Below are 25,128 nucleotides of genomic sequence, written 5' to 3' on the forward strand. Positions count from 1 at the left end.
ATTTTATTGTTTATGGATAAAATAGTTGTTTTGAAAGCACGGGTTTGATTAGTGATCAAATCCGTGCTTTTTATGTGTATGAAGTACTTGGTTGAGATGTAGGTTTTTAATATAAATGATTATCATGGTTTTGTGATTGTTTCTTGTTGAAAAATTCTTGTTGTAATGCCAGTTTGAAGGCTGTATAAACATTTTTCGTATTTAATCCCAAATTAATGGTCTTTCTAAGTTTATCATTCGTAAATATTGTAAAAATTGACCTGCATGGACCGCATCATGATAGGCAATTCGTAATAGCATGTCTCCTAAATATCTTTGATAGCCAACATCGCTTCGATCGATAAGGGTTGAATCTAGCTCTGCTATGTTTATGGATTGAACATACTCTATGAAGTCAGTAAAGTATGATTGTGCCAATTCAATTTCCTTTTTTACACAAGTAATTGGCTCTTCATCATACGGGAAATGTATATCATTTATTGAGCCGTTGTTTTTTAAAATCATATGATAGTAAAAAGTTGAGCTCCATACGTGACGAATCATCTCACCAAAAGAAATAGCCTCATTATCAGGCCTCCAATTAAGAAAATTATCGGGAAGAGAATTCCATAATTTTTCTGAGCGCCTTCTCGTCTCTTTCAAATTTAATATACTAAGATCAATTGCATTCATAATAAATTCTTCTTTACTATTAAACTTAAAATAATTGTATCAATTTAACAGTTAGGGTATCATCGAAATATGAATGTATATCCGAATATCTCATATATAGCTAAACTAATTGCTGAACCTACAAGAGCAATCATCTTAGATTGTCTAATGAATAATCAGGCACTACCTGCTAGCGAATTGGCTTATATGGCAAAAGTGTCACATCCAACAATTAGTTCTCATCTTTCTAAATTAGTAGAGGGGAATCTACTTACAGTTGAACAACATGGTAGACATCGTTACTATCGACTTGCTAATCAAGAAGTTGCAGAAGTGCTTGAAAAGTTAGAGACAATCGCACCAACAGTTCAAGTTCGCTCTTTAAAACAATCAGGTCAACTAAAACAAATTCGTTATGCTCGAACTTGTTATGATCATCTTGCAGGCAAACTCGGTGTAGAGATAACTGAAAAATTACTAGATAGGAAATTTATAATTTTAGGGGATGGAGAATACATTGTAACAGAACAAGGTAAACAATGGTTTCTGAATTTTGGAATAAATGTTGATGAGGCAGATACAAAAAGGAGGGTATTTGCAAAACCTTGCCTTGATTGGAGTGAACGGCGTTACCATATTTCTGGTTGGCTAGGGTCTGCAATTGCAAAACTGCTTTTTGAACAAGGATGGATTACGAAAACGGATAAGAACCGAGCTGTCCATCTTACAAAGAAAGGTGTAAAGTTATTGGAAGATCAATTAGGCATTGATATGAAAACTGAGGAAAGAAAAGCTTGAAATTAGAAAAGTCCGTCAAAATGACGGGCTTTTTCATTATGGTAGGAGTGTACATGAATAATAGGATGTTACCAATAATCGTTGCCAATAAAAAATCTTTCTTTTCATTCTTCTTTTTTAAGTTTTAAAGGAGAAAGCTAGGCTTCTTATTTTTACTAATGTTATAATAAGAAAAAAGCACGAAAAGAGGTCATCTCATGCTAGAGGTTATTGCAACATGTTTAGAAGATGTAAAAAGAATTGAAAGTGCTGGCGGGAAGCGGATTGAATTAATTTCATCTTATACAGAAGGTGGTTTAACACCAAGTTATGCTTTTATAAAAAAAGCGGTAGAAGCGGTGAGTATACCAATTCATGTTATGATTCGTCCGCATGCGAAGTCTTTTACATATACGGAAGAAGAAATTGAAATGATGAAAGAAGATATTATAGTTGCGCAGAAGTTAGGAGCAGCTGGTGTAGTATTAGGCGTATTAAACGAACAAAATGAAGTAGATGAAGAGAAATTAGCGGATTTACTATCTGTTGTAGATGGAATGAATGTAACGTACCACCGTGCGATAGATGATATAGAAAATCCAGTAGAAGCGATGAGAACTTTAAAGAAGTTTCATAAAGTAACTCACGTTTTAACTTCAGGTGGACAAGGAGATATAGTAGACAATATTCCGGTGCTTACAGAAATGCAAAAAGTAAGTGATGGTCAAATTCAGCTTGTAGCTGGAGCTGGCGTGACGAAAGAAAATATAAAGCGATTGCTAGATGAAACTGGAATTTCGCAAGCACATGTCGGTACAGCGGTAAGAGAAGCAAAATCATGTTTTTCTGAAATAGATCCTAATGTAGTACAAGAACTAGTTGAAATAATAAAATAAGTGCTTAAGAAAGAGGAGAAACGATGAAGGAAAATACGAAGAAAGAATTATTCTCTTGGGCTAAAACGATAGGGTTTACCCTTGTATTAATTGCTATTATTCGCGGCGTTTTATTTACACCTTCTTTAGTGCAAGGTGAATCAATGATGCCCACTTTAGAAAATAATGAACGAGTTCTCGTAAATAAGATTGGTTATAGTATAAGTGGATTAGAACGCTTTGATATTATCGTCTTCCACGGCAAAGAAGGATACGATTTAGTAAAACGAGTAATTGGTTTACCAGGTGATACAGTTGAGTATAAAAATGATGTTTTATATGTAAACGGAAAAGCGATGGAAGAACCATATTTAAAAGAGTTTAAAGAAAAAGCAACTGACCGTGTATTAACTCCAGACTTTACGTTAGAACAAATTACAGGGAAAACGAAAGTGCCAGAAGGTCAAGTATTTGTTTTAGGGGATAATCGTGAAGTTTCTAAGGATGGTCGCATGTTTGGCTTTATTTCAGAAGATGAGATTGTCGGAAAAGGACAAGCTGTTTTCTGGCCGTTGAAACAAGTAAGAGCGTTATAAAGTGTAGTGAAGTATGGGAGAGATATTCTTCCGTACTTTTTTATTTGTTTAAAATCTATTGAATGAATTGAAAGAATATTTTATAATTTTAAATTATATGTTTGTTTCGAAAAATGGAATTTAAGTTCCGAAATTCAGAACGAAAGGAAGAGAGAATGAGTATAAATAAAACGGCAGTTAAGACAATGGATATTTTGGAGTTGTTTTATGAGCATGAAGAGCTAAGTTTAACTGAGATGGTTCAGCTTACAAATATGCCGAAAACATCTGTTTATCGTTTAATTGGCTCGTTAGAAGAGATGGAGTTTTTACAAAAAAACGAAAAGGGGAAATATCGTTTAGGGGTCGTATTTTTACGGTTCGGTCAACTTGTTTCACAACGATTATCAGTAAGAAATATAGCAATTCCTTATATGAAAGAACTTAGAGATAGTTTAGGACAGGCAGTTAATTTAATAATTCAAGATGGTAATGACGCAATTTATGTTGAAAAGATGGAAGGTGTTCAGCCAGTACGCGTGTATACGGCGGTTGGAAGAAGAGCACCGCTTTATGCTGGTGCATGTCCGAGAATTTTACTATCGTATTTTTCTGAGGAAGAGAAACGGAGATACATAGAGGAAGTGGATTTAAAACAGTTTGCAGATGGAACAATTGTGGATAAGGAACAATTGCTAGAAGTGTTGCAAATGGCAAAAAAGGAAGGCTACACAATTAGTTATTCTGAGTTAGAAAATCATACAGCCGCAATAGCAGCGCCCATTTTCGCAAGTGATGGAACGGTTGTAGCAGGCATTAGTATTTCGGGATTAGCAATTGAGTACAGCGAAAGTAACATTTCATATTTTATCGCTAAGGTGAAAGAAACAGCACATCGCATTTCGAAAGAACTCGGCTTTTTGGCATAGAAAGAGGGAGTAGGATGAAATTTTCTGCGTTAGGGGATCAAGCAATTATTGTTACATTTGGTGAAGAAATTAAGATGGATATATATGAGAAAGTACAGCGGTTATTTCAAGCACTGCAGCAACATCCGTTTGCAGGAATGATTGAGTGCGTTCCGTCGTTTACTTCATTAGCTGTTTACTACAATGTATACGAAGTATGGAAGAGAAATGAGAGAAATGAAAGGCCATATGATTACGTTCACCAGTATATAAAGGAGCTGTGTGATTCTTATAAAGAAGAAGTAAAACAGGATGTGAAACATATTTCTATACCAGTGTGCTACGGGGGAGAATATGGACCTGATTTAGAAGAGGTTGCGCATTATAAAGGTTTACAAGTAGAAGATGTGATTCGAATACATAGTGAAACTACATATTTTGTATATATGCTAGGTTTTACACCAGGGTTCCCGTATTTAGGAGGACTATCAAAAGAATTAGAAACACCTAGAAAAGAAACGCCACGGTTACAAATCTCTCCTGGTTCAGTAGGTATTGGCGGAAATCAAACAGGTATTTATCCGCTTGAAACACCAGGAGGATGGAATATTATCGGCCGAACTCCTATTTCATTATTTAATCCAGAAGAAGAAATACCAACATATATTCAAAGTGGTATGTATTTACGATTTATCCCAATAACGAAGGAAGAGTACGTATCATTTGAGGGGGCTAAAGAATGGATGTAGAAGTTTTGCATGCAGGAATGTTTACAACAGTCCAAGATTTAGGGCGATCTCATTATCAACAATACGGTGTACCCGTTGGCGGGGCGATGGATCAAAGTGCACTTCGAATGATCAATATGTTAGTTGGCAATGAAGAGAATGAAGCGGGACTCGAAATGACGATTATGGGACCTAAATTGTTAATAAAGAAAACGACTTTACTTGCGATTGGCGGAGCAGATATGGAACCGTTATTGAATGGAGAACGTATCCCGTTATGGCGTCCCATTTTAGCGGAAGAAGGTAGTATGCTTTGTTTTGGAAAAGTGAAAAGTGGTTGCAGAGCGTATGTGACTTTTGCGGGTGGCATCCATATTGATCGTACTATGGGAAGTAAAAGTACGTACATACGTGCTGCGATTGGCGGTATAGAAGGAAGAATGCTCAACAAGGGTGACTACTTCCAAATTGGTGCACAACCAGAAATGGCGAATCGTTTCATTCAAGACTTACAAAAAGATGGGAGAATAAAAACGAAATGGGCAATTAACAACAGCGTACTATCAAAGTATAAGAAACATCCTAAGCTTCGTGTCATAACTGACTTTGAATATGATCAATTTACAGAAGAAAGTAGAAAGGCATTTTTTACGAAAGAGTATAAGGTATCTAATTATGCTGACCGCATGGGCTATAGGATTGAGGGAGAAGTTTTAAATAGGATTGAAGAAAAAGAGGTTTTATCGAGTCCTGTTACATTTGGAACCATTCAAGTTCCAAATGGTGGACAGCCAATTATATTAATGGCAGATAGGCAAACGACAGGTGGCTATCCGAGAATGGGAAATATCATTTCTGTAGATTTACCTCTTCTTGCCCAGCTAAAGCCGGGGGACTATGTTTCTTTTGAGGAAATTACGCTTGAAGAAGCGGAACAATTGTACATAGAACAAGAAGTAAATATAAATCTATTAAAGAAATTTATCGCTTTACGAAGCTGAAATTAGGAGGGATACATTGTGACTACAATCGATTTAAACTGTGATTTAGGAGAAAGTTTTGGAGCTTATAAAATGGGGAATGATGATGAAATTCTTCCGTTCGTTTCCTCTATAAACGTTGCTTGCGGTTTTCATGCGGGTGATCCGTCTGTTATGCGGCAAACTGTTGAAAAAGCTTTGGAGCATAACGTAGCGATAGGGGCGCATCCTGGATTTCCTGATTTAATTGGATTCGGTAGAAGAAACATGAATGTTTCAGCAAGTGAAGTATACGATTATGTTTTATATCAAATCGGCGCATTAGACGCATTTGTAAAAGCGGCAGGCGGGAAAATGCAGCATGTAAAGCCGCATGGTGCCTTATATAATATGGCGGCAACGGATTCGAAAATTGCAGATGCAATCGCTAAGGCAATTTATCATATGAATCCGAGTCTATCGCTTTACGGATTAGCAAATAGCGAGGCGTTTATACAGGCTGCAGAAAAATACAATGTAACTCTCGTACAAGAAGCGTTTGCGGATCGTACATATAAGCAAGATGGAACGTTAACGAGCCGTACAGAAGAAAATGCACTTATAAAAAATGAAGACGAAGCGATAAAGCAAGTGCTTCAAATGGTGAAAGAAGGCTATGTAAATTCGGTCAATGGAGAGGAAGTAGCAGTTCAGGCGCAGACGATTTGTTTACACGGTGATGGAGAAAAAGCAGTACAATTTGCGGGAAAAATATACAGAATATTCGAACGTAATGGTATTTCTATTTGTGCACCGAAATAAAAAATAGGGGGAAGTGCTGGGATGATTAAATTAATCGGAATACTACTTGTTGCAGTGGGCTTTTTATTTAGATTAAATACACTTTTAGTAGTTATGGTTGCAGGTATTGTTACGGGGATGGTTTCAGGATTAAGTTTTTATGATGTGATCAGCATGTTCGGTAAATTTTTCATAGAAAATAGATATATGTCTATGCCAATTATATTAACTTTACCGGTAATCGGAATTTTAGAGCGTTACGGTTTAAAAGAAAGAGCAGAAGCACTTATAACGAAATCAAAAGGAGCAACAACTGGAAGAGTATTAATGTCATATTTTACGATAAGAGAATCGTCAGCAGCACTAGGGCTTAATATTGGTGGGCATGCACAAACGGTAAGACCGCTCGTTGCACCGATGGCAGAAGGGGCCGCGCAAGGTAAATACGGTAAACTTCCTGAAAAATTAAGAGAAAAGATTAAAGCAAACGCAGCTGCTGCGGAAAATACAGCTTGGTTTTTCGGAGAAGATATTTTCATCGCAACTGGTGCTATTTTATTAATGAAAGGGTTCTTCGATTCAGTAGGTATGCATGTGGGTGTATGGGATATGGCACTTTGGGGCATTCCAACTGCAATATCTGCACTTATTGTAAGCTGGATTAGATTTAGAAGGTTTGATAAATATATAGAGAAAACAATGAAGGCAGAAGGAAAAGAAGAGAAGGAGGCAATCTAATATGAACATCATCACAATGGATACAATCTATTATGTATTAGGGATAATCGTTGCTTTTATCGCTGTTCGTATCGCATTCGATCGTGAACATCCCAACAGATTCGGTTCTAGTTTATTTTGGGCATTGTTTGCAGTTACATTTTTATTCGGAAATGTAATTCCTTCGTTTTACGTTGGCTGTATCGTGCTCGCTATGGTCGTTTTAGCCTCGCTAAATAAAGTAACAAAATCAGAGGAAAAAGAAGTTCCAGTACAAGAGCGTGTAAAACATGCTGAGAAATTAAAAAATAAAATTTTTATGCCTGCACTATTAATTCCTATTTTTACAATTATCGGTACGTTGACCTTAGGGAAAATTAAATGGGGAAATGTCTCTCTTGTTGATCCAGATAAAGTAACATTAGTTGCATTAGCGCTTGGTGCATTACTCGCATTCGTTGCGGCGATGCGTATTACAAAATCAAAAATAACAACGCCTGTACAAGAAGGAAGCAGACTATTACAAGCTGTCGGCTGGGCTGTAATTTTACCACAAATGTTAGCAGCACTTGGCGGTATATTCGCGAAGTCTGGCGTTGGACAAGTTGTTTCAGATTTAGTCGGACAAGTGTTACCGACAGAGTATCCGTTCGTTGCTGTTATGGCGTATTGTTTAGGAATGATGCTTTTCACAGTCGTAATGGGAAATGCATTCGCAGCGTTTGCCGTTATTACTGGCGGAATTGGTTTACCTTTAATTGTTCAAATGCACGGTGGGAATCCAGCAATTATGGCAGCACTCGGTATGTTTGCTGGATATTGCGGAACGCTACTTACGCCAATGGCAGCAAACTTTAATATCGTTCCGGCGATGCTTTTAGAACTAAAGGATAAAAATGCAGTTATTAAAGCACAAGTACCAATTGCTCTTTCAATCTTTATTATCAATATGTTTATTATGTACGGCCTTGTATATCGTTTCTAATTAGGAGGGAAAACTATGAAAACAGTATTATTAACAGGATTTGATCCGTTTGGCGGAGAAAGCATCAACCCAGCTTGGGAAGTAGCAAAAAGTTTGCATGAAAAAACAATTGGAGAGTACACGATTATTAGCAAACAAGTCCCAACGGTATTTCATAAATCAATAAAAGTATTAAAAGAATATATAGAAGAACTAAACCCTGAAATGATTATATGTATCGGACAAGCTGGGGGCAGACCAGATATTACGATAGAGCGTGTCGCAATTAACGTTGATGATGCAAGAATTGCTGACAATGAAGGGAATCAGCCCATAGATGTGCCAGTTGCAGAAGAAGGACCAGCTGCTTATTGGTCTACACTTCCGATGAAAGCAATCGTAAAAAGACTGCAAGAAGAAGGTATACCAGCTTTCGTTTCACAAACAGCAGGTACATTCGTTTGTAATCATTTATTCTACGGTCTCATGCATGAACTAGAGAAGCGTGATAAGAAAATAAAAGGCGGATTTATTCATATTCCGTTCTTACCAGAACAAGCGAGTAAATATCCAGGGCAACCGAGTATGTCACTTTCTACTATTCGTAAAGGGATCGAATTGGCAGTTGAGGTAACGACAACAGTTGAAGTAGATATTGTAGAGGCTGGGGGTGCGACGCATTAAATAAAACGAATTGTACAACACCTCCTGTAAACAACTGGTATAATAAGTATAGGAATATACATAGAGGTGATTTTTGTGCAACAATTTGAAGAAGTACGTTCAATTTTAGAAAAAGCGAAGAAAATTACAGTATTAACAGGCGCTGGTGCAAGTACGGAAAGTGGTATTCCAGATTTTCGTTCAGCAAATGGATTGTATGCTGATGCGAATGTGGAGATGTACTTATCAAGAGGGTACTATAACCGAAGTCCGAAAGAATTTTGGAAGCATTATAAAGAAATCTTTCAAATTAATACGTTCCATCAATATAAACCAAATCGTGGCCATCGCTTTTTAGCTGAGCTAGAAGAACAAGGGAAAGATATTACGATTTTAACGCAAAATATTGACGGTTTACATCAATTAGGTGGCAGTAAGCACGTCATTGATTTACATGGAACACTTCAAACAGCACATTGTCCAAAATGTAAATCAGGCTATGATTTACAGTATATGATTGATCATGAAGTACCGCGCTGTCAGAAGTGTAATTTCATTTTAAATCCAGACGTTGTTTTATACGGAGATACACTGCCGCAATATCAAAATGCGATGAAACGTTTATATGAAACAGATGTACTTCTCGTTATGGGAACGTCATTAAAAGTACAACCTGTCGCTTCATTCCCGGAAATCGCAAAGAGGGAAGTAGGAGCAACAACCATCTTAGTAAATGAAGAGTTAACAGGACAGGAATATAACTTTGATTATGTTTTTCAAAATAAAATTGGTGAATTTGTTGAGGGATTATCTTCAATGAAATAAATTATTAAAAAAACTGAGGTATCCACCTCAGTTTTTTATTTGAGTAATCACTGTTTTAAGCCATATGAAAACATTTTGATAATGTAGTAACCACATCTCTATAATTTATAAAAATCAATTTGCCCCATTTTTCTTTTAGAATAATATTCATGTTATTGTGCATTAAGGGAATGGTAATAAATAGGATAATTAATTAAAAAACTGAAAATTAAATCTTTTATTTCTTTTGTAATTAATATAAAATTCTATATATATCATATAAATAAATTTGATACATAATGATTTTGCGTAGAAATGTTAATAGAATGAAGCGAGGGAGCGAAATGAGACAGAAAAAGGAGCAGAAGAAACAATCGAAAAAGAAAAAGACTCATATTCCTTTTCGGTTAAATGTACTATTTTTTATTGTCTTTCTTTTATTTTCAGCTATTATAATTCAATTAGGTAAAGTACAAATCATTGATGGAGAAACGTATAGAAATGAAGTAAACAAAAAGGAAGATGTAACGGTAAGCACTCCCGTTCCTAGAGGGAAAATGTTTGATCGGCAAGGTCACGTTATTGTAAATAATAAACCATTGCGAACCGTTACATATACGAAAATGAGAGGAGTAGACTCGAAAGAAGTTTTACAAGTAGCAAGAGATTTAGCCAAGCTGATTGAAATGTCGCAAGAGGACATGGATAAGTTAACAGAGACAGATAAGAAAGATTTTTGGATGCAGTTAAATGAAAAGCGGGCAGCAGCGAAAGTAACGAAAGAAGATGAGAGTAAATTTAGAAAGCAAGAAATAGAAGGAAAAGAATTAGATAAAAAAGTAGAAGAACTGCGCCGGGAAAGAATTACACAAGAAGAATTAAATGAGCTTTCAAAGGAAGATATAGAAGTATTAGTAATTAAAAGCAAAATGAATGCGGGATATAAAATGACGCGGCAAATCGTTAAAAAAGATGTAAGTCAAAATGAATATGCTGTCGTTAGTGAAAGATTGGCAAGTTTACCGGGGGTAGATACGACAGTAGATTGGGAACGTGAATACCCAAATGATAAAATACTTCGCTCTATACTAGGTAGCGTTTCTAATGAAAATGAAGGGTTGCCAAGAGAACAATTAGATTATTATTTAGTTCGTGATTATAATCGAAACGATCGTATTGGTAAAAGTTACATTGAAAAACAATACGAAGATGCACTACATGGAACGAAAGAACAGTCTAAAAATATTATGGATAAAGCAGGGAAAATTGTTCGAACAGAAAAAGTGACCGAAGGAAAAAGTGGAAATAACTTAATGTTAACAGTCGATATGGATTTACAGAAAAAAGTAGAGGGAAGCCTTGAAAAGAATTTACGAGCTTTTCATGCTGCAGAGCCGATGATGGATCGTGCGTTCGTAGTAATGATGAATCCGAAAAACGGTCAAATTTTATCAATGGCAGGAAAGAAAATTGTAAATAAAGATGGCGGTATGCAAATAGAAGATTATGCATTAGGAACGATGACAAGTTCTTATGAGTTAGGATCAACTGTAAAAGGTGCTACTTTATTAGCTGGATATCAAACAGAAGCGATTAAGCCATATACACATTTCTTTGATGCACCAATGTATTTTAAAGGAAGTTCTAAGCCGAAGAAATCGTGGAAAGAATTTGGGGATATTGATGATTTAAGAGCTTTACAAGTTTCATCAAACGTTTATATGTTTAATACAGCTTTAAAAATGGCAGGCATTAATTATGTCCCAAATAATCCATTAGATATTAAACAAGAAACATTTAATAAAATGCGCTACTATTTTAGACAATTTGGCCTAGGTGTGTCGACTGGTATTGATCTGCCAAATGAAGCAATCGGTCAAGTAGGTAGAACTGATAACATACCCGGATTTTTACTTGATTACGCGATTGGACAGTATGATACATACACGCCTCTTCAGCTTGCGCAATATATTTCCACAATTGCAAATGGCGGTTACCGAATGAAACCACAAATTGTACAAGAAGTTAGAGAGCAACCGAATAGACCAGAGGATGTAGGAAAAGTCGTTCGGTCGATTGAACCAGTTGTATTAAATCGAGTGGATATGGACACTTCGTACATTAATCATGTAAAAGAAGGGTTTAGAAGAGTTTTTCAAGAAGCTGACGGAACAGGTACCGGAACGTTTAAAGGTTTACCATATAAACCAGCGGGAAAAACAGGAACAGCTGAGACAGTATATGGTGGAGAAAGTGATATTGGAAGAGATGAGAATAACAACCGAAAAAAATGTTATAATTTAACTCTTGCCGGTTATGCACCATATGATGCTGATCCGGAAGTAGCTTTTTCAGTTGTTGTACCATGGGTGAATGATGACAAATCAGGAATTAATTCCGCGATTGGTAAAGAGATTTTGGATGCGTATTTTGAATTGAAAACGAAAAGAGCGGGTGGAAATCCAGTCCCAGTAGAACAGCCGAACAAGGCCCAGTAAAAATAGTATCACTGCATGGAGACATATTGTGCAGTGATATATTTTTTGAGTTAAAAAGCGTTTAAATAAGGTGGGAATGGATATGAAACAGGAGATTAAAAGAGGCTGGGGGAAATACATACTCTTCGTGTTTGTTTTGGTAGTAGCCTATCATTCTTTTACTTTATGTAAAGTGGAAGGGGAATCGATGCAGCCGACTTTATATGAAGCAGATTACGTATTTGTAAATAAAGCAGTAGTACGTCTTTCTAATTTACAACGCGGAGAAATTGTCATTATAAAGGAAGCGGATGAATCGAAATATTATGTGAAACGTGTAATAGGGCTTCCGGGTGATGTAATTAACATAACGAACGGAAAGGTATATGTGAACGATAAAAAGCAAGAAGAACCATATACGAACAAAGATTTATTTAACAACACACAAGTGTTTTATAACTTTCAAAAGACAAAAATTCCGCCAAATAAGTTATTTGTAATGGGAGATAACCGCGAAGTAAGTAGAGATAGTCGAAATGGCTTAGGATATATTGAAGAAGATAACATAATTGGCAAGGTGGAATTCGTATATTATCCTTTTTCAAAAATGAAAATGATAGAATAAGTGGGGGAGAAGCAAAACCCCACTTATTAAAGTTTCACTTTATTTTCTTTAAAAAACCTTTTGGATTAAATGATATGAAAAATTTATGTTTAGACTCGTCGATTATGAAGTTATTATTTTTAGTTAAAAACTCATCCACAGCCTCCATCGGACCAGGACCCCAATCGGGAAGAAGCGGATTTCCATTAATGGAGGTATCTTCTACAATCATATAACTGCCAGTAGTGACGATAGATTTATATAGTAATAGTTCTTTGGATACATGCTCTTTACTATGATCAGAATCTAAAATAACTAAAACCACATCATCAGGTTTGCGCATGCTTACTATTGTTTGGACGGCCTGCACAGAAACAGAAGAGGCTGTTAAATACGTAATCCGATTATGTGATGGCCGATTTGGCTGCGGAGTTATATCGATAGTAAGTACGTGACCTTTTCCAATTAAATCTAACATAGAAGCTAAATACAGTGCACTACCACCGTGAAAAGTCCCGCATTCAATAATTAAATCGGGCTTTAATTCATAAATAATTTCTTGATACAAAAAGAGATCAGAGGGAAGTTTACAGATTGGAACTCCGAACCAGTGTGTATCGTTTAACCACACGAGGCTGTTGTAATATTGGTTTAGAAATTCATTGCTTATATTATCGATTTTAAATTCTCCTTTCTAAAAAGGACTCTCTCGTTTGACGTAAAGTGTTTACGCATGAAAGTTGTACTATATATTATGTAGTAAAGAATTGTAAGGCGAGTGTTTTTACTTGAAAATAAGCCAAATAACTCATGTGGAAAATGAAAGGAAATGATTGTATGTACAAATACACAATTTGTTTTATTAGAAAAAGCGATAAAATACTGCTATTAAATAGAAATAAAAAGCCGAATATGGGGATGTGGAATGGTGTTGGAGGAAAAATAGAAGATAATGAAACGCCATACGAAGGAATAATTAGAGAAACGTTTGAGGAAACGGGTATAGAACTTTCAAGTGTAATGTATAAAGGGACTGTTGGTTTTAAAGGTAAAGATGAGCCCCAGGCTAGTGAAGGAATGTATGTGTTCGTTGCTGATTTGCCAGATGGAATGCAAATGAATACACCATTTCGTACGGCTGAAGGATTATTAGAATGGAAAGAAATTGATTGGATATTAGATGGTGATAATAGAGGTGTTGTTAGCAATTTACCAAAATACTTACCGACAGTATTAACAGAAGAAAATAAGTTAAAACATATATTCACGTATGATAACCGGAATATTATTCATTACACAACTGCATGTTTGACGGAAGATGATGCGAATAAGCGATATGAAAAACAACTCATTTCTCAATAGAAGAGGATAGTGAAAAATCACGTTTTTGCTCTCATTATATATGCGAGGTGATTATATGTTTCAGAAATACAATTCATTGGTCAGAATTGTAATATATATGATATAACTTTTCTTATGGTGAAAGAGTAGAGAATATACGTAAACGGAACAAAAAGGAGGTGGCTTTGCCACCTCTTTTTGTTAGCTACGAATCGCCTTAATTATAAATCGATGTTGATTCACATCTAAATATCCTTTTTGCAAAATAATCTCATGTATACGATATAACTCCTCAAAGTACTTTTCGACAGTAAAATCAGGAATTTGCCACGGAATTGCTTTTAAATAATAGATGATAGCGCCAATATCATAAAAACGTTGGAAAGGGAATTCTTCTTTTGCTTCTAAAATAGTAAATCCATTTTGGTTTAACTCACTGCATGCAGTTTCGAGAGACCAATTTGCAAACTCACTATTTAGAGGCGTACCCAATTGTTCATTAAGTTCAACGCAATCAAGACCGCCAACTTGTTGTGTAAGAAATATTCCATTAGGAGAAAGTATTCTATTTACCTCAGAAGCAGAATAGGATTCATGTTGATTCAGGATGAAATCAAACTGTTCATTTTGAAATGGTAAAGCAGTATCATCACTTACTGCCACAACTGTAACCCCTAAAGGTTCTAATTTCTTCTGAGCAATTGGCACGTTTGGAGCGTAGCCCTCAGTAGCGAATGTAGTTGACGGGAACGGTTGTAACATAGATAAAAACTCTCCGCCACCAGTACCCATATCGAGCATTGATTCTGCACGTTGCATAAGCTGAAAAGCAGTACTGCCGTACGACCACGATAATGGCTCGCTCTTCATTCGACCCGTTTCTGAAATGAAAGAAAAATCCCAGCCACTAAAGTTTGTATTTGCACTTTCTAATAAAGTTAAAAATAATGGATCACGTTTCATAAATTTGTCCTCCTATTTTTTAATGGATAATATGATGAGAAAAGAAAAAGGGAGGACCTCTTATTAAAATGAAGCAGTTTTATGTTTCATGTTCGAATAGATTCATATAAATTCGCTCCTTGTGAGAATGGTTATTTATATATTCGGGATAAATAAGTGGAAATCCTTTGATCAAGAGCTAGGGAATTTAGTAGATATGACTAAGGAAGTTCTAAATCGCTTGGAAAGCATGATAAGTGATAAAAATATATTAATTGGAATGCACCGAGAGAAATAATCGTTATTCACGAAAAAATATAGATGGAGGAAGCTTTGTTAAACCTGTTGAAGAATGCAATAGAACATTCTAAACCAGGTGGTAACATAATGATTCAGGTCAAAAATTCTCCAATCTATATCGAACTAGTGATCCAAGGTTTTGGAGAGGGAATTTTAGCTGAAGAATTACCTCATATTTTTGAACGATTCTATAAATCAAGTAGTTCTAAAAAGCTTGGCTCGAATGGAATTGGGTTGGCACTTGTCAAAGCTATTATTTAGGCTAACTAACATATTGTATGTTTCAGTATCTATTTTATAAAAAAGAAAATAGATGTAACGGTCCTCCTTTTAATAAAAAAATCCTATAAAAATATAGTGCTCTTAAAAAATTTTGTTACAAATTTGTTTTGTTTGACTTTAAAAAAGGAAAGTAATATTTATTTGTAGAAAATTTTTAAGGATAAAAATAGGATGAATATCCATGGTAAGAAAAAGGGGGCACTTAAATGTTAACAAATGATTTAGATTTTCGATTAGAACCACGTTTAAAAGAACTGTATGAACAACATAAAATAAGAGCGCAGAAGATAGACTGGGCTTATCATGAGTTTTTACCATGGGATAAGGGAATGGACTTTAAAAGAGTTCCTTGGGATGAAAGTCAAGTTACTCTCCCTTCTGGTGTAATTACGCCGTCTTGCAAAAGATGAAACACTTCATTATGCGTTTTATCGAGACGTTATTCGAACACATTTAGAATTGGAACCAAATTATTGCTACCATATTGCCAATGTGATTAGGAATTTTAAAATGCCAGGTGCCGTCATGCCTGATTTTGAAAATAGAATGGCTGTGATTGCAAAAGAAGCAAACTATGGCCCACTACAATATTTTGATCAAGTACTTGATGTAGTGGTTGAGTATTGGGGGTTAAAAGATTTACGACCAATTGCCCCTCTAGCAGAAAAAGCAAGAATTGAGATTTTGGAGTATCATATAAGATTGAAAAAAATACGGGATCGATTTGGCCGTTTTCAAGGGGAAATTGATCTACGTTAATGGGTGGAGATTTCAGGATATACGCGTATGGATTCCCTTTTCTTTTATTGGAAATCTCGAACGCTCTTTGGTATTTTACGGCTGTTTTACTTGATTTAACTTTTGAAGAAAAAAGTAATTGACACCTAAAATGAACTTGTGATATTATTAAATATTTGATAAAAAACAACATATGTGTTAAGCTTGAAAAGGTTACCACATATGGAGGTGGATTATATGTTTCAAATTGGCGATAACATTGTTTATCCAATGCACGGAGCAGGTATAATTGAAGCCATAGAAGAAAAAGAATTCTCAGGGNATGGAGGTGGATTATATGTTTCAAATTGGCGATAACATTGTTTATCCAATGCACGGAGCAGGTATAATTGAAGCCATAGAAGAAAAAGAATTCTCAGGGGAAAAACAACAGTATTATGTCATCAAAATGTCAATCAGTAATATGCAAGTCATGATTCCTACGGGTAAAATATTGAATTCGAATATACGCCCAGTTACTGATATACTTGCATTAAAACACATTATACACATTTTTCAGCATGAAGAATCATGTAAATTACTGCCGTGGAAACAAAGGCATAAAGTGAACACGGACAAAATAAAAACGGGTGAAATACAAGAAGGTGCTGAAGTTGTACGCGATTTAATGCGTATGAAGAAAGAAAAAACACTGAATACAAGTGAAAAAAAATTGTTGGATGATGCATATAAGTTTTTGGTCAGTGAACTAGAATTAATTAAAGGAATCACTGAAAATCAAATAAAAAGTTTCTGTTAAGGTTTATTATAGATAATGTATTATATCTCCCGAAAACATCCTGAATTTTTCGAGAATATGATGAGTATTAAAAGTAAATCATTTCAAAGACATTCAATTTCTTCAACTCACTTTTAGAGTAGAAACCTCTTTTGTTATTACTTCAATCTAATCCATTTTTATTTTTAAATTTATTTTACGAACATTCGAAGTTTCATTAAATAACTCGATTAAATAGTCACTTGATTTTTGCAATCCTGATTCACACTGGCACGGACAAGGAGCCGTAAGGATGAAAGAGAGGTAGGGCTTTCATTGTTTTAGGTAATATACTATCTAAGTCATTATTTCTAGAAGAAAAAACAATCAATCTCACCGCCAGCTTTAAGAGTTCCTTACATCTACTGAGACAGTGAATAGTAATTGTTTATCTTCTTTACGTAAAATTGATAAACGAACTGGTAACACCATATGGTAAACTACAAAAAATGGTTTCCAGACCAAGAAACCATTTTTTATTTTATTTACATAACAATAGTAAATTAAGCAGTAAGAAGGAGTCCGCACATGAAAAAAATGTTAACAAAAGAATTAAGTAATGAATTAAAGAAGCGAGAAGGGATTATTTCTATTACAGTTGAGCCTTATGAAAAAATCGAAGTTGGTGGAATTCGTGTAGATGGACCAGCTATTATTCTAATTAATCAAGAATAGGTAAAAATAGTTGCATGCAAGGAGAAAAGGATCAGCCTTTAAGAAAAGGGGGATCCTTTTTGCTTGCTGCAGCTAATATGGGATATACATAACTTTTATCTGATGTGTTGGGGTTAAAAGGAAGGAGAGGATGGAGATTATCATGGTGGAAAGCTTAATATTGGTAGGATTTCTTTTTACGTTATATAAATTAGTTGATAAAAAAACAAACTAATTATTTAAAACGATAGATTGTTTCCTTTTTAAGGCCGAGATTTATCTGAGAGTGAAATGGATCATCTAAAGGAGGAATTAAAATGGATGCAAGGAAAGAACGCATAAAATACGAGAAGATGTCAAAGAATTATGATCGTATTTATTTAGTTTCGTTTATCCTATTAATTGTACTTGTTTGTNATGGATGCAAGGAAAGAACGCATAAAATACGAGAAGATGTCAAAGAATTATGATCGTATTTATTTAGTTTCGTTTATCCTATTAATTGTACTTGTTTGTAGTAGTGTGATTATCATAGGAGCTACAGGCGGAAAATATGGAGTGTTTTTATTGTTAGCAATTTTACTTAACGCACGTATTACGAAAGAATCTCAAAAAAAGTATGAGCACTATTCTAATAAAGGGCGTATTTAAAATGATACATAACCAGAAAGGAACAACCTAGATGTATATTCAAAATATCCCTTTATCATCTCCTATTAACTAGTAAAAGTAACTTTATATAAATCATTTTTTTAGCAATGTAGAAATAGAAACCGTACCCTATTAAAATGTTATTTCCGTCCATATAATGAATTATCCTTCTAGCATATTTATAAGATTTATATCATATATTAGTAGAAAGAATGCAAGTTAGAAAGGAGTTTTATAGAATGAGTTATTTGGAGGGAAATGACTTTAGTAAACAAAATATGGTAAGTGTGCCTAATCCCTATGTATATCAGACATTACAATCAGTAATTGGTAAACATGTGGTTACTGAAACTGTAAGAGGCAATATAAGAGGTAAATTAAAGGATGTGAAACTAGATCATTTGCTCATTGAAGATACGGTGCCATATATTGTACGCATTCAACAAATTGTATGGATTATGCCAAAACAATAATCACATGTAATTTGATTTATAATAGATTAGCATTATAAATCAAATAAAAACACAGGGTTTTATCTCTGTGTTTCTTCAAATTTTCGTTTTTGGATATATGCTTGAGCATGGATAATTTCTTTCTGAAGTTCTTTTAATTCTTCCATAGATCCAGATTCAATCCTCATGTACGTAGTAACTAGACTAATCATCATATCCATCTTCTCTACTATATTTTGAATGACCTGTTCAGATTGCTCTTTTTTAGGGTGTTGTATTGCTATTAGAGCATTTTCTATATAATTGTTCTTTCTTTGCTGGATATCATAAATAAACTGTTTTGTGTTTGAGTTCATTTGTTATTCCTCCGTTTTGGATATACTTCTATTCTATCATATTTGAATGGTGAATATTAGATTCCCCTAAATATACACCTGTCACATACATCTCCTCAAATATAGAAACTAATTCCTTAACGTACAGGGAGCTAATCAAAATATGTTAATTTTGTGTCTAAACGTACAATTTTCGTTTTTGATATGGTGAGCCCTAATTGTAGTGCCCAATCCGATGTAAATTCCTCAATAACAACAGATTTTTCCATATCTCTAATACCCTTATGTATTTTGTGCTTGAATATAATATCAGATTTAGATAAGCAAAACTATTTCAAGTGAATAGAATCCACTCTTTAAGAATACATAAAAAATATATATACAAGCGTATTCTAATCACTGCATCATTGGTGAAAGTAGAATTCTATAAATTTTGGAGGAAGAGATATGCAAAAAAAGGTTCTCCTGTTTACAGATTTAGGGATTGATGATGCGTTTGCTATACTGTACACCTTTTTTCGTAAAGACATTCAACTTGTAGGAATTGTGGCCGATTATGGAAATGTATCAAGAGAAGATGTAATAAGAAATATTAACTATTTAAAGTACATTGCGGGAAGAGAAGAAATACCTGTATTCCTTGGTGCTTCTGTACCGTTGACAGGTATAGTGATTCAGTATTTCCCTGAGGTACATGGAAAAGTTGGATTAGGACCTATTATTCCACCTGAAATTTCATATCCAGTTTATCCTTTAAATGATATTTATCAAATTATAGAATCAAATTTAGAAGATCTTACAATTATCAATTTAGGAAGACTTTCTTCGCTAGCTACGACTTTTGTATTAAATTTAGAAACAATGCGAAATGTAAGAGAATGCATTTGCATGGGGGGAGCTTTTTTCTATCCAGGTAACGTAACTGCTGTGGCTGAAGCTAATTTTTACGCAGACCCGTATGCAGCAAACTTAATTCTGCAGCATGCAAAGAACTTGACGATTATTCCTTTAAATGTGACTCAACACGCGATTGTTACACCCGAAATGGTCCAGCAAATTGATGCATTTCATCGGAGTACACAGGATCTTGCAGGACTCATCATCAAACCTATGTTAGATTATTATTATAATTTCTACTCCAAGTCTAATCCTGGTATAAGTGGAAGTCCTATGCATGATTTTGTAACAGTTTGGTATTTGCTAAATCAAGACGCTGTTAGTCTTTCAAGAGTACCTATTAAAGTAATCCCTGATCAAGGAGAAGGATTTGGTCAAAGCATTGCAGATTTTCGTTTTGTTACTAATCCAGGCTATAAAACGCATAATGTAGCTTTTCAGTTTGATTATGAAAAATTTAAGAAAGATATTATGGAAACGTTCCTAAAGAAGAGAGTGTAATAGACTTTATTAACTTCAGATAATACGGATTATGAGAATCAAATGTCACTTAACTTAACTTAACTGTAAATATCAAATTAACAAAACAAGTTCCCCTAAAATAAAAAAGACGTTGACTTCTCTATGTAATTAACTGTCGTTTCATGTCCAGCGATGATGAATAGCCAAATTGTCGAAAGAAGCTCGTTCTTATTCAACTTGTTTTCTTGCTCTCTTGTTTGAATGAGATCGTTTATCAAATCAGAATCAGGATTTAGACGCTTTTCGTTAAGTAATGTCTCAATGTAATGAATAAACTTTTAAGTGTTGTTTTAACTTCAGTTCCCTGAATAGGTTCCACAGAGGTGTCCATGAGTTTTTTGTCTATTTGCGGAACTGGTTTCGATCAGTGGCGGGAATCCCAAGCACCTCTGAAATGAAAATAATGGGTAGTGGTTAAGCAAAATCTGCAATAATTTCCATCTTTCCTTGTTCTTGTACAGCAACTAACAATTCGTCGGCAAGTTGCTGAATACGGGAACGAAGGTCCTCAATCATACGTGGTATAAAGGGTTTAGAGACCATCCGACGCAGGCGAGTATGATTAGGAGGATCTACCGTAAGCATATTCGGACTCTAGATTCTACAACATTTCAACTTACAGACAAGTTTTCTTGACATATACATTATTTTAGACAAGCCTTTTATAATGCATATAGGGTAAATTGTTAAATTTTGATTTTTTATATGTAAAATGATAATAAAGTTATTTAATTTCAAAAGTCCAAATAAGTATAACCCGATCTAAATTTAGATCGGGGTTAAAAATATAGTTGTTTAATCTTGATGTAAGAAACGTCACTAGATTTAAAAATATAACAAAAAAGTTATTGAAAAATGAATCTTTTCACTTGATATATATTTCTTCTGGAGCATTTATACATTTTCATAGTAACCAACCAGCTAATCAATATGATTCCTGCAAAAAGTAATAGTAAATTACTATACAAATGAGTGAAAGAATTAGCATTCATAGGTAGTAATTTTCGGTTTAGCAAATGTATCGATAATAATCCACCTACAATCGCAATCCCCATTCCTTTCGTTAGAAAGCCTGGGAAATTAAGCAAACTCATTCTAGTACCAGCAGCCTTTTGTTCCAAACTACTGAAACACTGATAGAGATAACTGTTTTGGTCATGAACTCACTGTTGTAATATGTCTAGTGTGTCTTCATGGTATGTTTCAAGAAAAGGCCGAATGGCATATTCAGCGTTATTCCTTTTCGTTATTTCATACATGGTGTTGAATGAGGTTTCAAAATCGTTCAGACCATATTTTTCAACGTATTTTGCGATAGGCATGTACATATATCCGTTTGTGAATGTGCCTACTTCTGTTGTATTTTCTGGTCCTAATGTTTTCAGTAATATATGTATTGCTACATTAAAATCTTTTTGTAAAGCATTGTGTAATTCATCTGCTATTACTTCAATACGTTGTTTTAACTCTAAATTTTCAACTTTATATGTTACAGAATCTACAAAGATTCTTTTAGAAAAATTAGGATCGTGTTTACAAATAGAATCAGCTATTTTCTCTGCTAATTCTTCATTAAATAAAAATTTTAACGGAACATATTTACCCATTTTTTCACCTCGGTGGTCAAATGAAAACAATTTTTATTTTTTAATCGACAATCCATAAACTAAAGTCTCACTCGGAGTCGTAATACTAAAACCTGTCGTCTTATAATCAAGTTTCACTGTATCACCAGTGTATTCTTTCGTGAATGAATCCATTTGTACGATAAGCTCTACATCTTCATATACAACATCATCTGCGTTATATGTATCCCAAATTAAATCGACATCAACGAAAATACTACAAGAGTTCGTCATTGTTCCTCTAATGCGAACGATCTTTTTATCTTCACGTTCTAATCTACGTATAGCTGCTTTTGCTTCATCAGTAATACGAATGTTCATTGTATCCCAACCTTTATTTATATTTCCTTTATTATTGCAAAAACAGGAGCGATAATAAAGGAAAGAGGTTTGCAACAAAAAACGAGCAAACAAATTTGTTTGCTCGTTTCACTTTATTTTAGTTCACATTTATCAAGTGGAATCACTTTTGTTTTTTTCGTAAATTTATAACCTAACCATAGTACTAAGAAGAGTGGTAAACCGATGTAAGAAACGAGTACACCGTTCCAATCAATTGCTTCACCCATAAATGCGCCGTAGTTTTGTCCTAAAATTACGATGATACAAAGTGTAAATGCGAAGATTGGACCGAATGGGAACCATTTTGCTCTATATGGTAAGTCTTTTAAATCTTTTCCTTGTGCGATATATGCTTTACGGAAACGGTAATGACTAATTGCAATTCCGACCCATGCGATAAAACCAGACATTCCAGATGCGTTTAATAACCAAATGTATACAACACCGTCACCGAATAAAGAAGCAATGAAAGCAATACTACCAACAATTGACGTTACGATTAATGCGTTAACAGGTACACCGCGGCTATCTAATTTACCAAGAAACTTTGGTGCTTTTCCTTGGCGAGCTAAATCCCAAAGCATACGAGTTGATGCATACATACCAGAGTTACCAGCAGATAGTACAGCAGTTAAAATAACAGCGTTCATAACAGAAGCAGCAAAGGCAACGCCCGCTTTTTCAAAAATAAGTGTAAACGGACTTACTGTTACATCACTTGCAGCAAGGCTTTCAGTTGTATAAGGAATTAGTAAACCGATAACGAGAATCGCAAGGATATAGAATAAAAGAATACGCCAAAAGATTGAACGAATTGCTTTTGGGATATTACGTTCTGGATCAGATGTTTCACCAGCAGCTACTCCTAATAATTCAGTTCCTTGGAAGGAGAAACCAGCTGCCATAAATACACCGATAATTGCCATGATACCGCCGTTAAATGGTGCATCTGCAACTGTGAAGTTTTTAAATCCAACAGTTTCGCCGCCCATAATTCCGAAAATCATCATGAAACCAACAATTAAAAAGATAATAATAGTAACTACTTTAATAAGTGCGAACCAATATTCAGATTCACCAAACCCTTTAACAGATAAATAGTTTAAAAGGAAAATAATAGCTAAACATAATCCACTCCAAATAAGAGAAGGAGTATCTGGGAACCAAAATTTCATAATTAATGTTACAGCTGCAAGTTCAGCAGCAATCGTAATTGCCCAGTTATACCAATAGTTCCATCCAAGTGCAAAGCCAAGTGATGGATCAACAAATTTTGTTGCATACGTACTAAAAGATCCAGTAACAGGCATGTAAGCTGCAAGTTCAGCTAAGCTTGTCATTAAAAAATAAACCATAATTCCAATTGCGGCGTATGCAATTAATGCGCCACCAGGTCCAGCTGTATGGATGACACCACCGCTGGCAAGAAATAGTCCGGTACCAATTGTACCACCGAGAGAAATCATCGTAAGGTGACGAGATTTTAATCCGCGTTTTAATTCACCTTGTCCTTGTGTAGTTTGCGTTTTAGAGGTAGATTGATTTGTTGCGCTATTCATGTTCAACACTCCTTTTCTTGTAGGTTAGGAAGGAGCGGGGGAGAAAAATACAAAAAACCGCCAAAGGAATTAGGCGGAACGTTTCACAAATAACCACCCCATCATACCCTTCCGTTAAGATAGCACCCCACGTTTACACGGTAATTTTGTAAACGTGACAGTTCTGTTCCTTTCGGAGACAGCCCCAGCTCATATTTCCAGAGAAGAAATATAAACTTCGGCAACTTTTCCTTTCAAACGGAGTTGGTGACATTCTCTGTGTCTCGTCCGTTTTACTCATAAAAGTCGCAACCTCTACCTCATCGGATTGATGAGGATTTGATATATTGCTAAGATTTTTAATATATGGCAATTGTAATGACTTTCTGAATATATTGCAAGATATTTTGTTAGAAAAAGTCAAAAAATATCGGTTATTGTATAGGAAACGCTTGCAAAACTCCACCCGAACCTACTATTATGTAGCAATAAGCAAAGAAAAAATTGTTATACAAATGTTTCGCAAAAAATATTGAAAAACCCTCTAAATTAAAAGAAAATTCAGAAAAATATAATTCGACATAACTATCAAAAGAGGATTATTCCTTAAATTCGTTTCAAAGAATAAGTATAAATTTAACGGATAGAATGAATATTCTTTTTATTTTTAGTAAAATTGAGGTATTGTTTAATTGAAAAGGGGAAATCAATATGAAATTAGAAACAGAAAGGCTCTATATAGTGCCGTGTACAGAAGAGAGGATTCAAATTGCTAACGAGCAAGGATACAATAGCGGTCCGCATATTGTAGGGCATGTAAAGAATGTAAAACAAGATGCAGCTATATTACCATGGGGTGCGTGGTATGTTCTTCGGAAAGAAGATGATAGCTTTTTAGGTGATATTGGGTTTAAAGGGAAACCAAACGAGAAGCAAACAGTAGAAATTGGCTATGGATTTATTGAGAAATATTGGAATCAGGGCTATGCAACAGAAGCTGTAAGAGAACTAATCGATTGGGCTTTCAAAACAGGAGAGGTAGAAACAATAATTGCAGAGACACTCCTAGATAACTATAGTTCGATTCGTGTTTTAGAAAAGTTACATATGAAGAGAGTAAATGCTACAGAAACGATGATTAATTGGAAAATAGAAAAATAAAAAATACCGCTCGAAGTATATCGGGCGG

Annotated in this window: 27 protein-coding genes, 5 pseudogenes and 1 riboswitch; of the genes and pseudogenes, 23 read left to right on the plus strand and 9 right to left on the minus strand. The window is 34.8% G+C overall.

Annotated elements, in window-relative coordinates:
- Positions 1-201: 201 nt before the first annotated feature.
- Positions 202-672: a DinB family protein gene (locus tag ASE54_RS11725; RefSeq protein WP_000991277.1), complete on the minus strand. Its 471-nt coding sequence runs from the start codon at positions 670-672 to the stop codon at positions 202-204.
- A gap of 69 nt (positions 673-741) precedes the next feature.
- Between ASE54_RS11725 and ASE54_RS11730 the strand changes: the two genes are divergently transcribed.
- The 13 genes from ASE54_RS11730 to lepB (ASE54_RS11790) all read left to right on the plus strand — a co-directional run bounded on the left by ASE54_RS11730 (position 742) and on the right by lepB (ASE54_RS11790) (position 12,524).
- Complete coding sequence (locus ASE54_RS11730; RefSeq protein ID WP_001103797.1) at positions 742-1,449, plus strand: helix-turn-helix transcriptional regulator; 708 nt, start codon at positions 742-744, stop codon at positions 1,447-1,449.
- 197 nt (positions 1,450-1,646) lie between these two features.
- Positions 1,647-2,324: a copper homeostasis protein CutC gene (locus tag ASE54_RS11735; protein ID WP_000895107.1), complete on the plus strand. Its 678-nt coding sequence runs from the start codon at positions 1,647-1,649 to the stop codon at positions 2,322-2,324.
- 23 nt (positions 2,325-2,347) lie between these two features.
- Positions 2,348-2,899: a signal peptidase I gene (gene lepB, locus ASE54_RS11740; protein WP_000662494.1), complete on the plus strand. Its 552-nt coding sequence runs from the start codon at positions 2,348-2,350 to the stop codon at positions 2,897-2,899.
- Positions 2,900-3,054: 155 nt separating this feature from the next.
- Complete coding sequence (locus ASE54_RS11745) at positions 3,055-3,807, plus strand: IclR family transcriptional regulator (protein ID WP_000026365.1); 753 nt, start codon at positions 3,055-3,057, stop codon at positions 3,805-3,807.
- A 14-nt stretch (positions 3,808-3,821) separates the two neighbouring features.
- Positions 3,822-4,535, plus strand: a complete 714-nt coding sequence (gene pxpB / locus ASE54_RS11750) for a 5-oxoprolinase subunit PxpB (RefSeq protein ID WP_000672262.1) — start codon at positions 3,822-3,824, stop codon at positions 4,533-4,535.
- Positions 4,526-5,515 carry a biotin-dependent carboxyltransferase family protein gene (locus ASE54_RS11755; protein ID WP_000382228.1) on the plus strand — a complete coding sequence of 330 codons (990 nt, stop codon included), beginning with the start codon at positions 4,526-4,528 and terminating at the stop codon, positions 5,513-5,515. Before pxpB ends, ASE54_RS11755 begins: the two co-directional genes overlap by 10 nt.
- Positions 5,516-5,533: 18 nt before the next feature.
- A complete protein-coding gene (gene pxpA / locus ASE54_RS11760; protein WP_000207324.1) occupies positions 5,534-6,295 on the plus strand; it encodes a 5-oxoprolinase subunit PxpA in 762 nt (253 codons plus the stop codon).
- A 21-nt stretch (positions 6,296-6,316) separates the two neighbouring features.
- Positions 6,317-7,012, plus strand: coding sequence for a DUF969 domain-containing protein (locus tag ASE54_RS11765; protein ID WP_000593392.1), 696 nt, complete (start codon positions 6,317-6,319; stop codon positions 7,010-7,012).
- 1 nt (position 7,013) lies between these two features.
- Entirely contained in the window at positions 7,014-7,976 is a 963-nt protein-coding gene (locus tag ASE54_RS11770) for a DUF979 domain-containing protein (RefSeq protein ID WP_001021658.1), read from the plus strand.
- Positions 7,977-7,991: 15 nt separating this feature from the next.
- Entirely contained in the window at positions 7,992-8,639 is a 648-nt protein-coding gene (pcp, locus tag ASE54_RS11775) for a pyroglutamyl-peptidase I (RefSeq protein ID WP_000859747.1), read from the plus strand.
- Between the two features lie 75 nt (positions 8,640-8,714).
- Positions 8,715-9,443, plus strand: coding sequence for an NAD-dependent protein deacylase (locus ASE54_RS11780; RefSeq protein WP_001183807.1), 729 nt, complete (start codon positions 8,715-8,717; stop codon positions 9,441-9,443).
- A gap of 323 nt (positions 9,444-9,766) precedes the next feature.
- The gene (locus ASE54_RS11785) at positions 9,767-11,920 is read left to right on the plus strand and encodes a penicillin-binding protein 2 (protein ID WP_001249194.1); all 2,154 of its coding nucleotides are present in this window, start codon (positions 9,767-9,769) and stop codon (positions 11,918-11,920) included.
- A gap of 82 nt (positions 11,921-12,002) precedes the next feature.
- Positions 12,003-12,524 carry a signal peptidase I gene (gene lepB, locus ASE54_RS11790; RefSeq protein ID WP_000806879.1) on the plus strand — a complete coding sequence of 174 codons (522 nt, stop codon included), beginning with the start codon at positions 12,003-12,005 and terminating at the stop codon, positions 12,522-12,524.
- A gap of 34 nt (positions 12,525-12,558) precedes the next feature.
- Here the strand turns inward: lepB (ASE54_RS11790) and ASE54_RS11795 are convergent, their stop codons facing one another.
- Positions 12,559-13,182 (minus strand): CmcI family methyltransferase, encoded by a 624-nt coding sequence (locus tag ASE54_RS11795; RefSeq protein ID WP_265736909.1) that lies wholly within the window; start codon positions 13,180-13,182, stop codon positions 12,559-12,561.
- A 158-nt stretch (positions 13,183-13,340) separates the two neighbouring features.
- Between ASE54_RS11795 and ASE54_RS11800 the strand changes: the two genes are divergently transcribed.
- Positions 13,341-13,865 carry an 8-oxo-dGTP diphosphatase gene (locus tag ASE54_RS11800; RefSeq protein WP_000280180.1) on the plus strand — a complete coding sequence of 175 codons (525 nt, stop codon included), beginning with the start codon at positions 13,341-13,343 and terminating at the stop codon, positions 13,863-13,865.
- 180 nt (positions 13,866-14,045) lie between these two features.
- On the opposite strand, the gene ASE54_RS11805 is transcribed toward ASE54_RS11800, so the two are convergent.
- Positions 14,046-14,807: a class I SAM-dependent methyltransferase gene (locus ASE54_RS11805; RefSeq protein WP_000817593.1), complete on the minus strand. Its 762-nt coding sequence runs from the start codon at positions 14,805-14,807 to the stop codon at positions 14,046-14,048.
- A 112-nt stretch (positions 14,808-14,919) separates the two neighbouring features.
- Between ASE54_RS11805 and ASE54_RS37545 the strand changes: the two are divergent.
- The 7 genes and pseudogenes from ASE54_RS37545 to ASE54_RS11835 form a co-directional block, all read left to right on the plus strand.
- A pseudogene (locus ASE54_RS37545) lies at positions 14,920-15,344 on the plus strand (sensor histidine kinase); the annotation flags it as partial.
- 230 nt (positions 15,345-15,574) lie between these two features.
- Positions 15,575-16,127: pseudogene (locus ASE54_RS34105) on the plus strand (acyl-ACP desaturase).
- A 216-nt stretch (positions 16,128-16,343) separates the two neighbouring features.
- Positions 16,344-16,427 (plus strand): CarD family transcriptional regulator (locus tag ASE54_RS35715; RefSeq protein ID WP_002131741.1); only part of this gene is annotated, 84 nt, incomplete at its 3' end.
- Between the two features lie 16 nt (positions 16,428-16,443).
- On the plus strand, positions 16,444-16,905 hold the full coding sequence (locus ASE54_RS11825; protein ID WP_000486293.1) for a CarD family transcriptional regulator: 462 nt from the start codon (positions 16,444-16,446) through the stop codon (positions 16,903-16,905).
- Between the two features lie 546 nt (positions 16,906-17,451).
- The gene (locus ASE54_RS34110; RefSeq protein ID WP_000738546.1) at positions 17,452-17,598 is read left to right on the plus strand and encodes a BC1881 family protein; all 147 of its coding nucleotides are present in this window, start codon (positions 17,452-17,454) and stop codon (positions 17,596-17,598) included.
- A gap of 396 nt (positions 17,599-17,994) precedes the next feature.
- On the plus strand, positions 17,995-18,228 hold the full coding sequence (locus ASE54_RS11830; protein WP_000340032.1) for a hypothetical protein: 234 nt from the start codon (positions 17,995-17,997) through the stop codon (positions 18,226-18,228).
- A gap of 239 nt (positions 18,229-18,467) precedes the next feature.
- Positions 18,468-18,701, plus strand: a complete 234-nt coding sequence (locus ASE54_RS11835) for a YuzF family protein (RefSeq protein ID WP_000120819.1) — start codon at positions 18,468-18,470, stop codon at positions 18,699-18,701.
- 59 nt (positions 18,702-18,760) lie between these two features.
- Here ASE54_RS11835 and ASE54_RS11840 read toward each other — a convergent pair whose 3' ends face one another.
- A complete protein-coding gene (locus ASE54_RS11840) occupies positions 18,761-19,036 on the minus strand; it encodes a hypothetical protein (RefSeq protein WP_001087711.1) in 276 nt (91 codons plus the stop codon).
- 426 nt (positions 19,037-19,462) lie between these two features.
- On the opposite strand from ASE54_RS11840, the gene ASE54_RS11845 reads away from it, so the two are divergent.
- Positions 19,463-20,413, plus strand: a complete 951-nt coding sequence (locus tag ASE54_RS11845) for a nucleoside hydrolase (RefSeq protein WP_001170286.1) — start codon at positions 19,463-19,465, stop codon at positions 20,411-20,413.
- A 122-nt stretch (positions 20,414-20,535) separates the two neighbouring features.
- Here the strand turns inward: ASE54_RS11845 and ASE54_RS36855 are convergent.
- From ASE54_RS36855 to ASE54_RS11865, 5 genes and pseudogenes are all read right to left on the minus strand, one after another.
- Positions 20,536-21,025: pseudogene (locus ASE54_RS36855) on the minus strand (cytochrome P450); the annotation flags it as partial.
- Positions 21,026-21,279: 254 nt separating this feature from the next.
- Positions 21,280-21,561: pseudogene (locus ASE54_RS36860) on the minus strand (hypothetical protein); the annotation flags it as partial.
- 39 nt (positions 21,562-21,600) lie between these two features.
- Positions 21,601-22,041: pseudogene (locus ASE54_RS11855) on the minus strand (hypothetical protein); the annotation flags it as partial.
- A gap of 33 nt (positions 22,042-22,074) precedes the next feature.
- Positions 22,075-22,380 (minus strand): iron-sulfur cluster biosynthesis family protein, encoded by a 306-nt coding sequence (locus ASE54_RS11860; protein ID WP_001026197.1) that lies wholly within the window; start codon positions 22,378-22,380, stop codon positions 22,075-22,077.
- 113 nt (positions 22,381-22,493) lie between these two features.
- Entirely contained in the window at positions 22,494-23,960 is a 1,467-nt protein-coding gene (locus tag ASE54_RS11865; RefSeq protein ID WP_001083394.1) for an amino acid permease, read from the minus strand.
- 112 nt (positions 23,961-24,072) lie between these two features.
- Positions 24,073-24,265, minus strand: a riboswitch (Lysine riboswitch).
- Positions 24,266-24,650: 385 nt separating this feature from the next.
- Here ASE54_RS11865 and ASE54_RS11870 point away from each other — a divergent pair.
- Positions 24,651-25,100, plus strand: coding sequence for a GNAT family N-acetyltransferase (locus ASE54_RS11870; protein WP_000764593.1), 450 nt, complete (start codon positions 24,651-24,653; stop codon positions 25,098-25,100).
- Positions 25,101-25,128: the final 28 nt, after the last annotated feature.

The sequence above is a fragment of the Bacillus sp. Root131 genome (genome assembly GCF_001429475.1).
Taxonomy (GTDB): domain Bacteria; phylum Bacillota; class Bacilli; order Bacillales; family Bacillaceae_G; genus Bacillus_A; species Bacillus_A thuringiensis_S.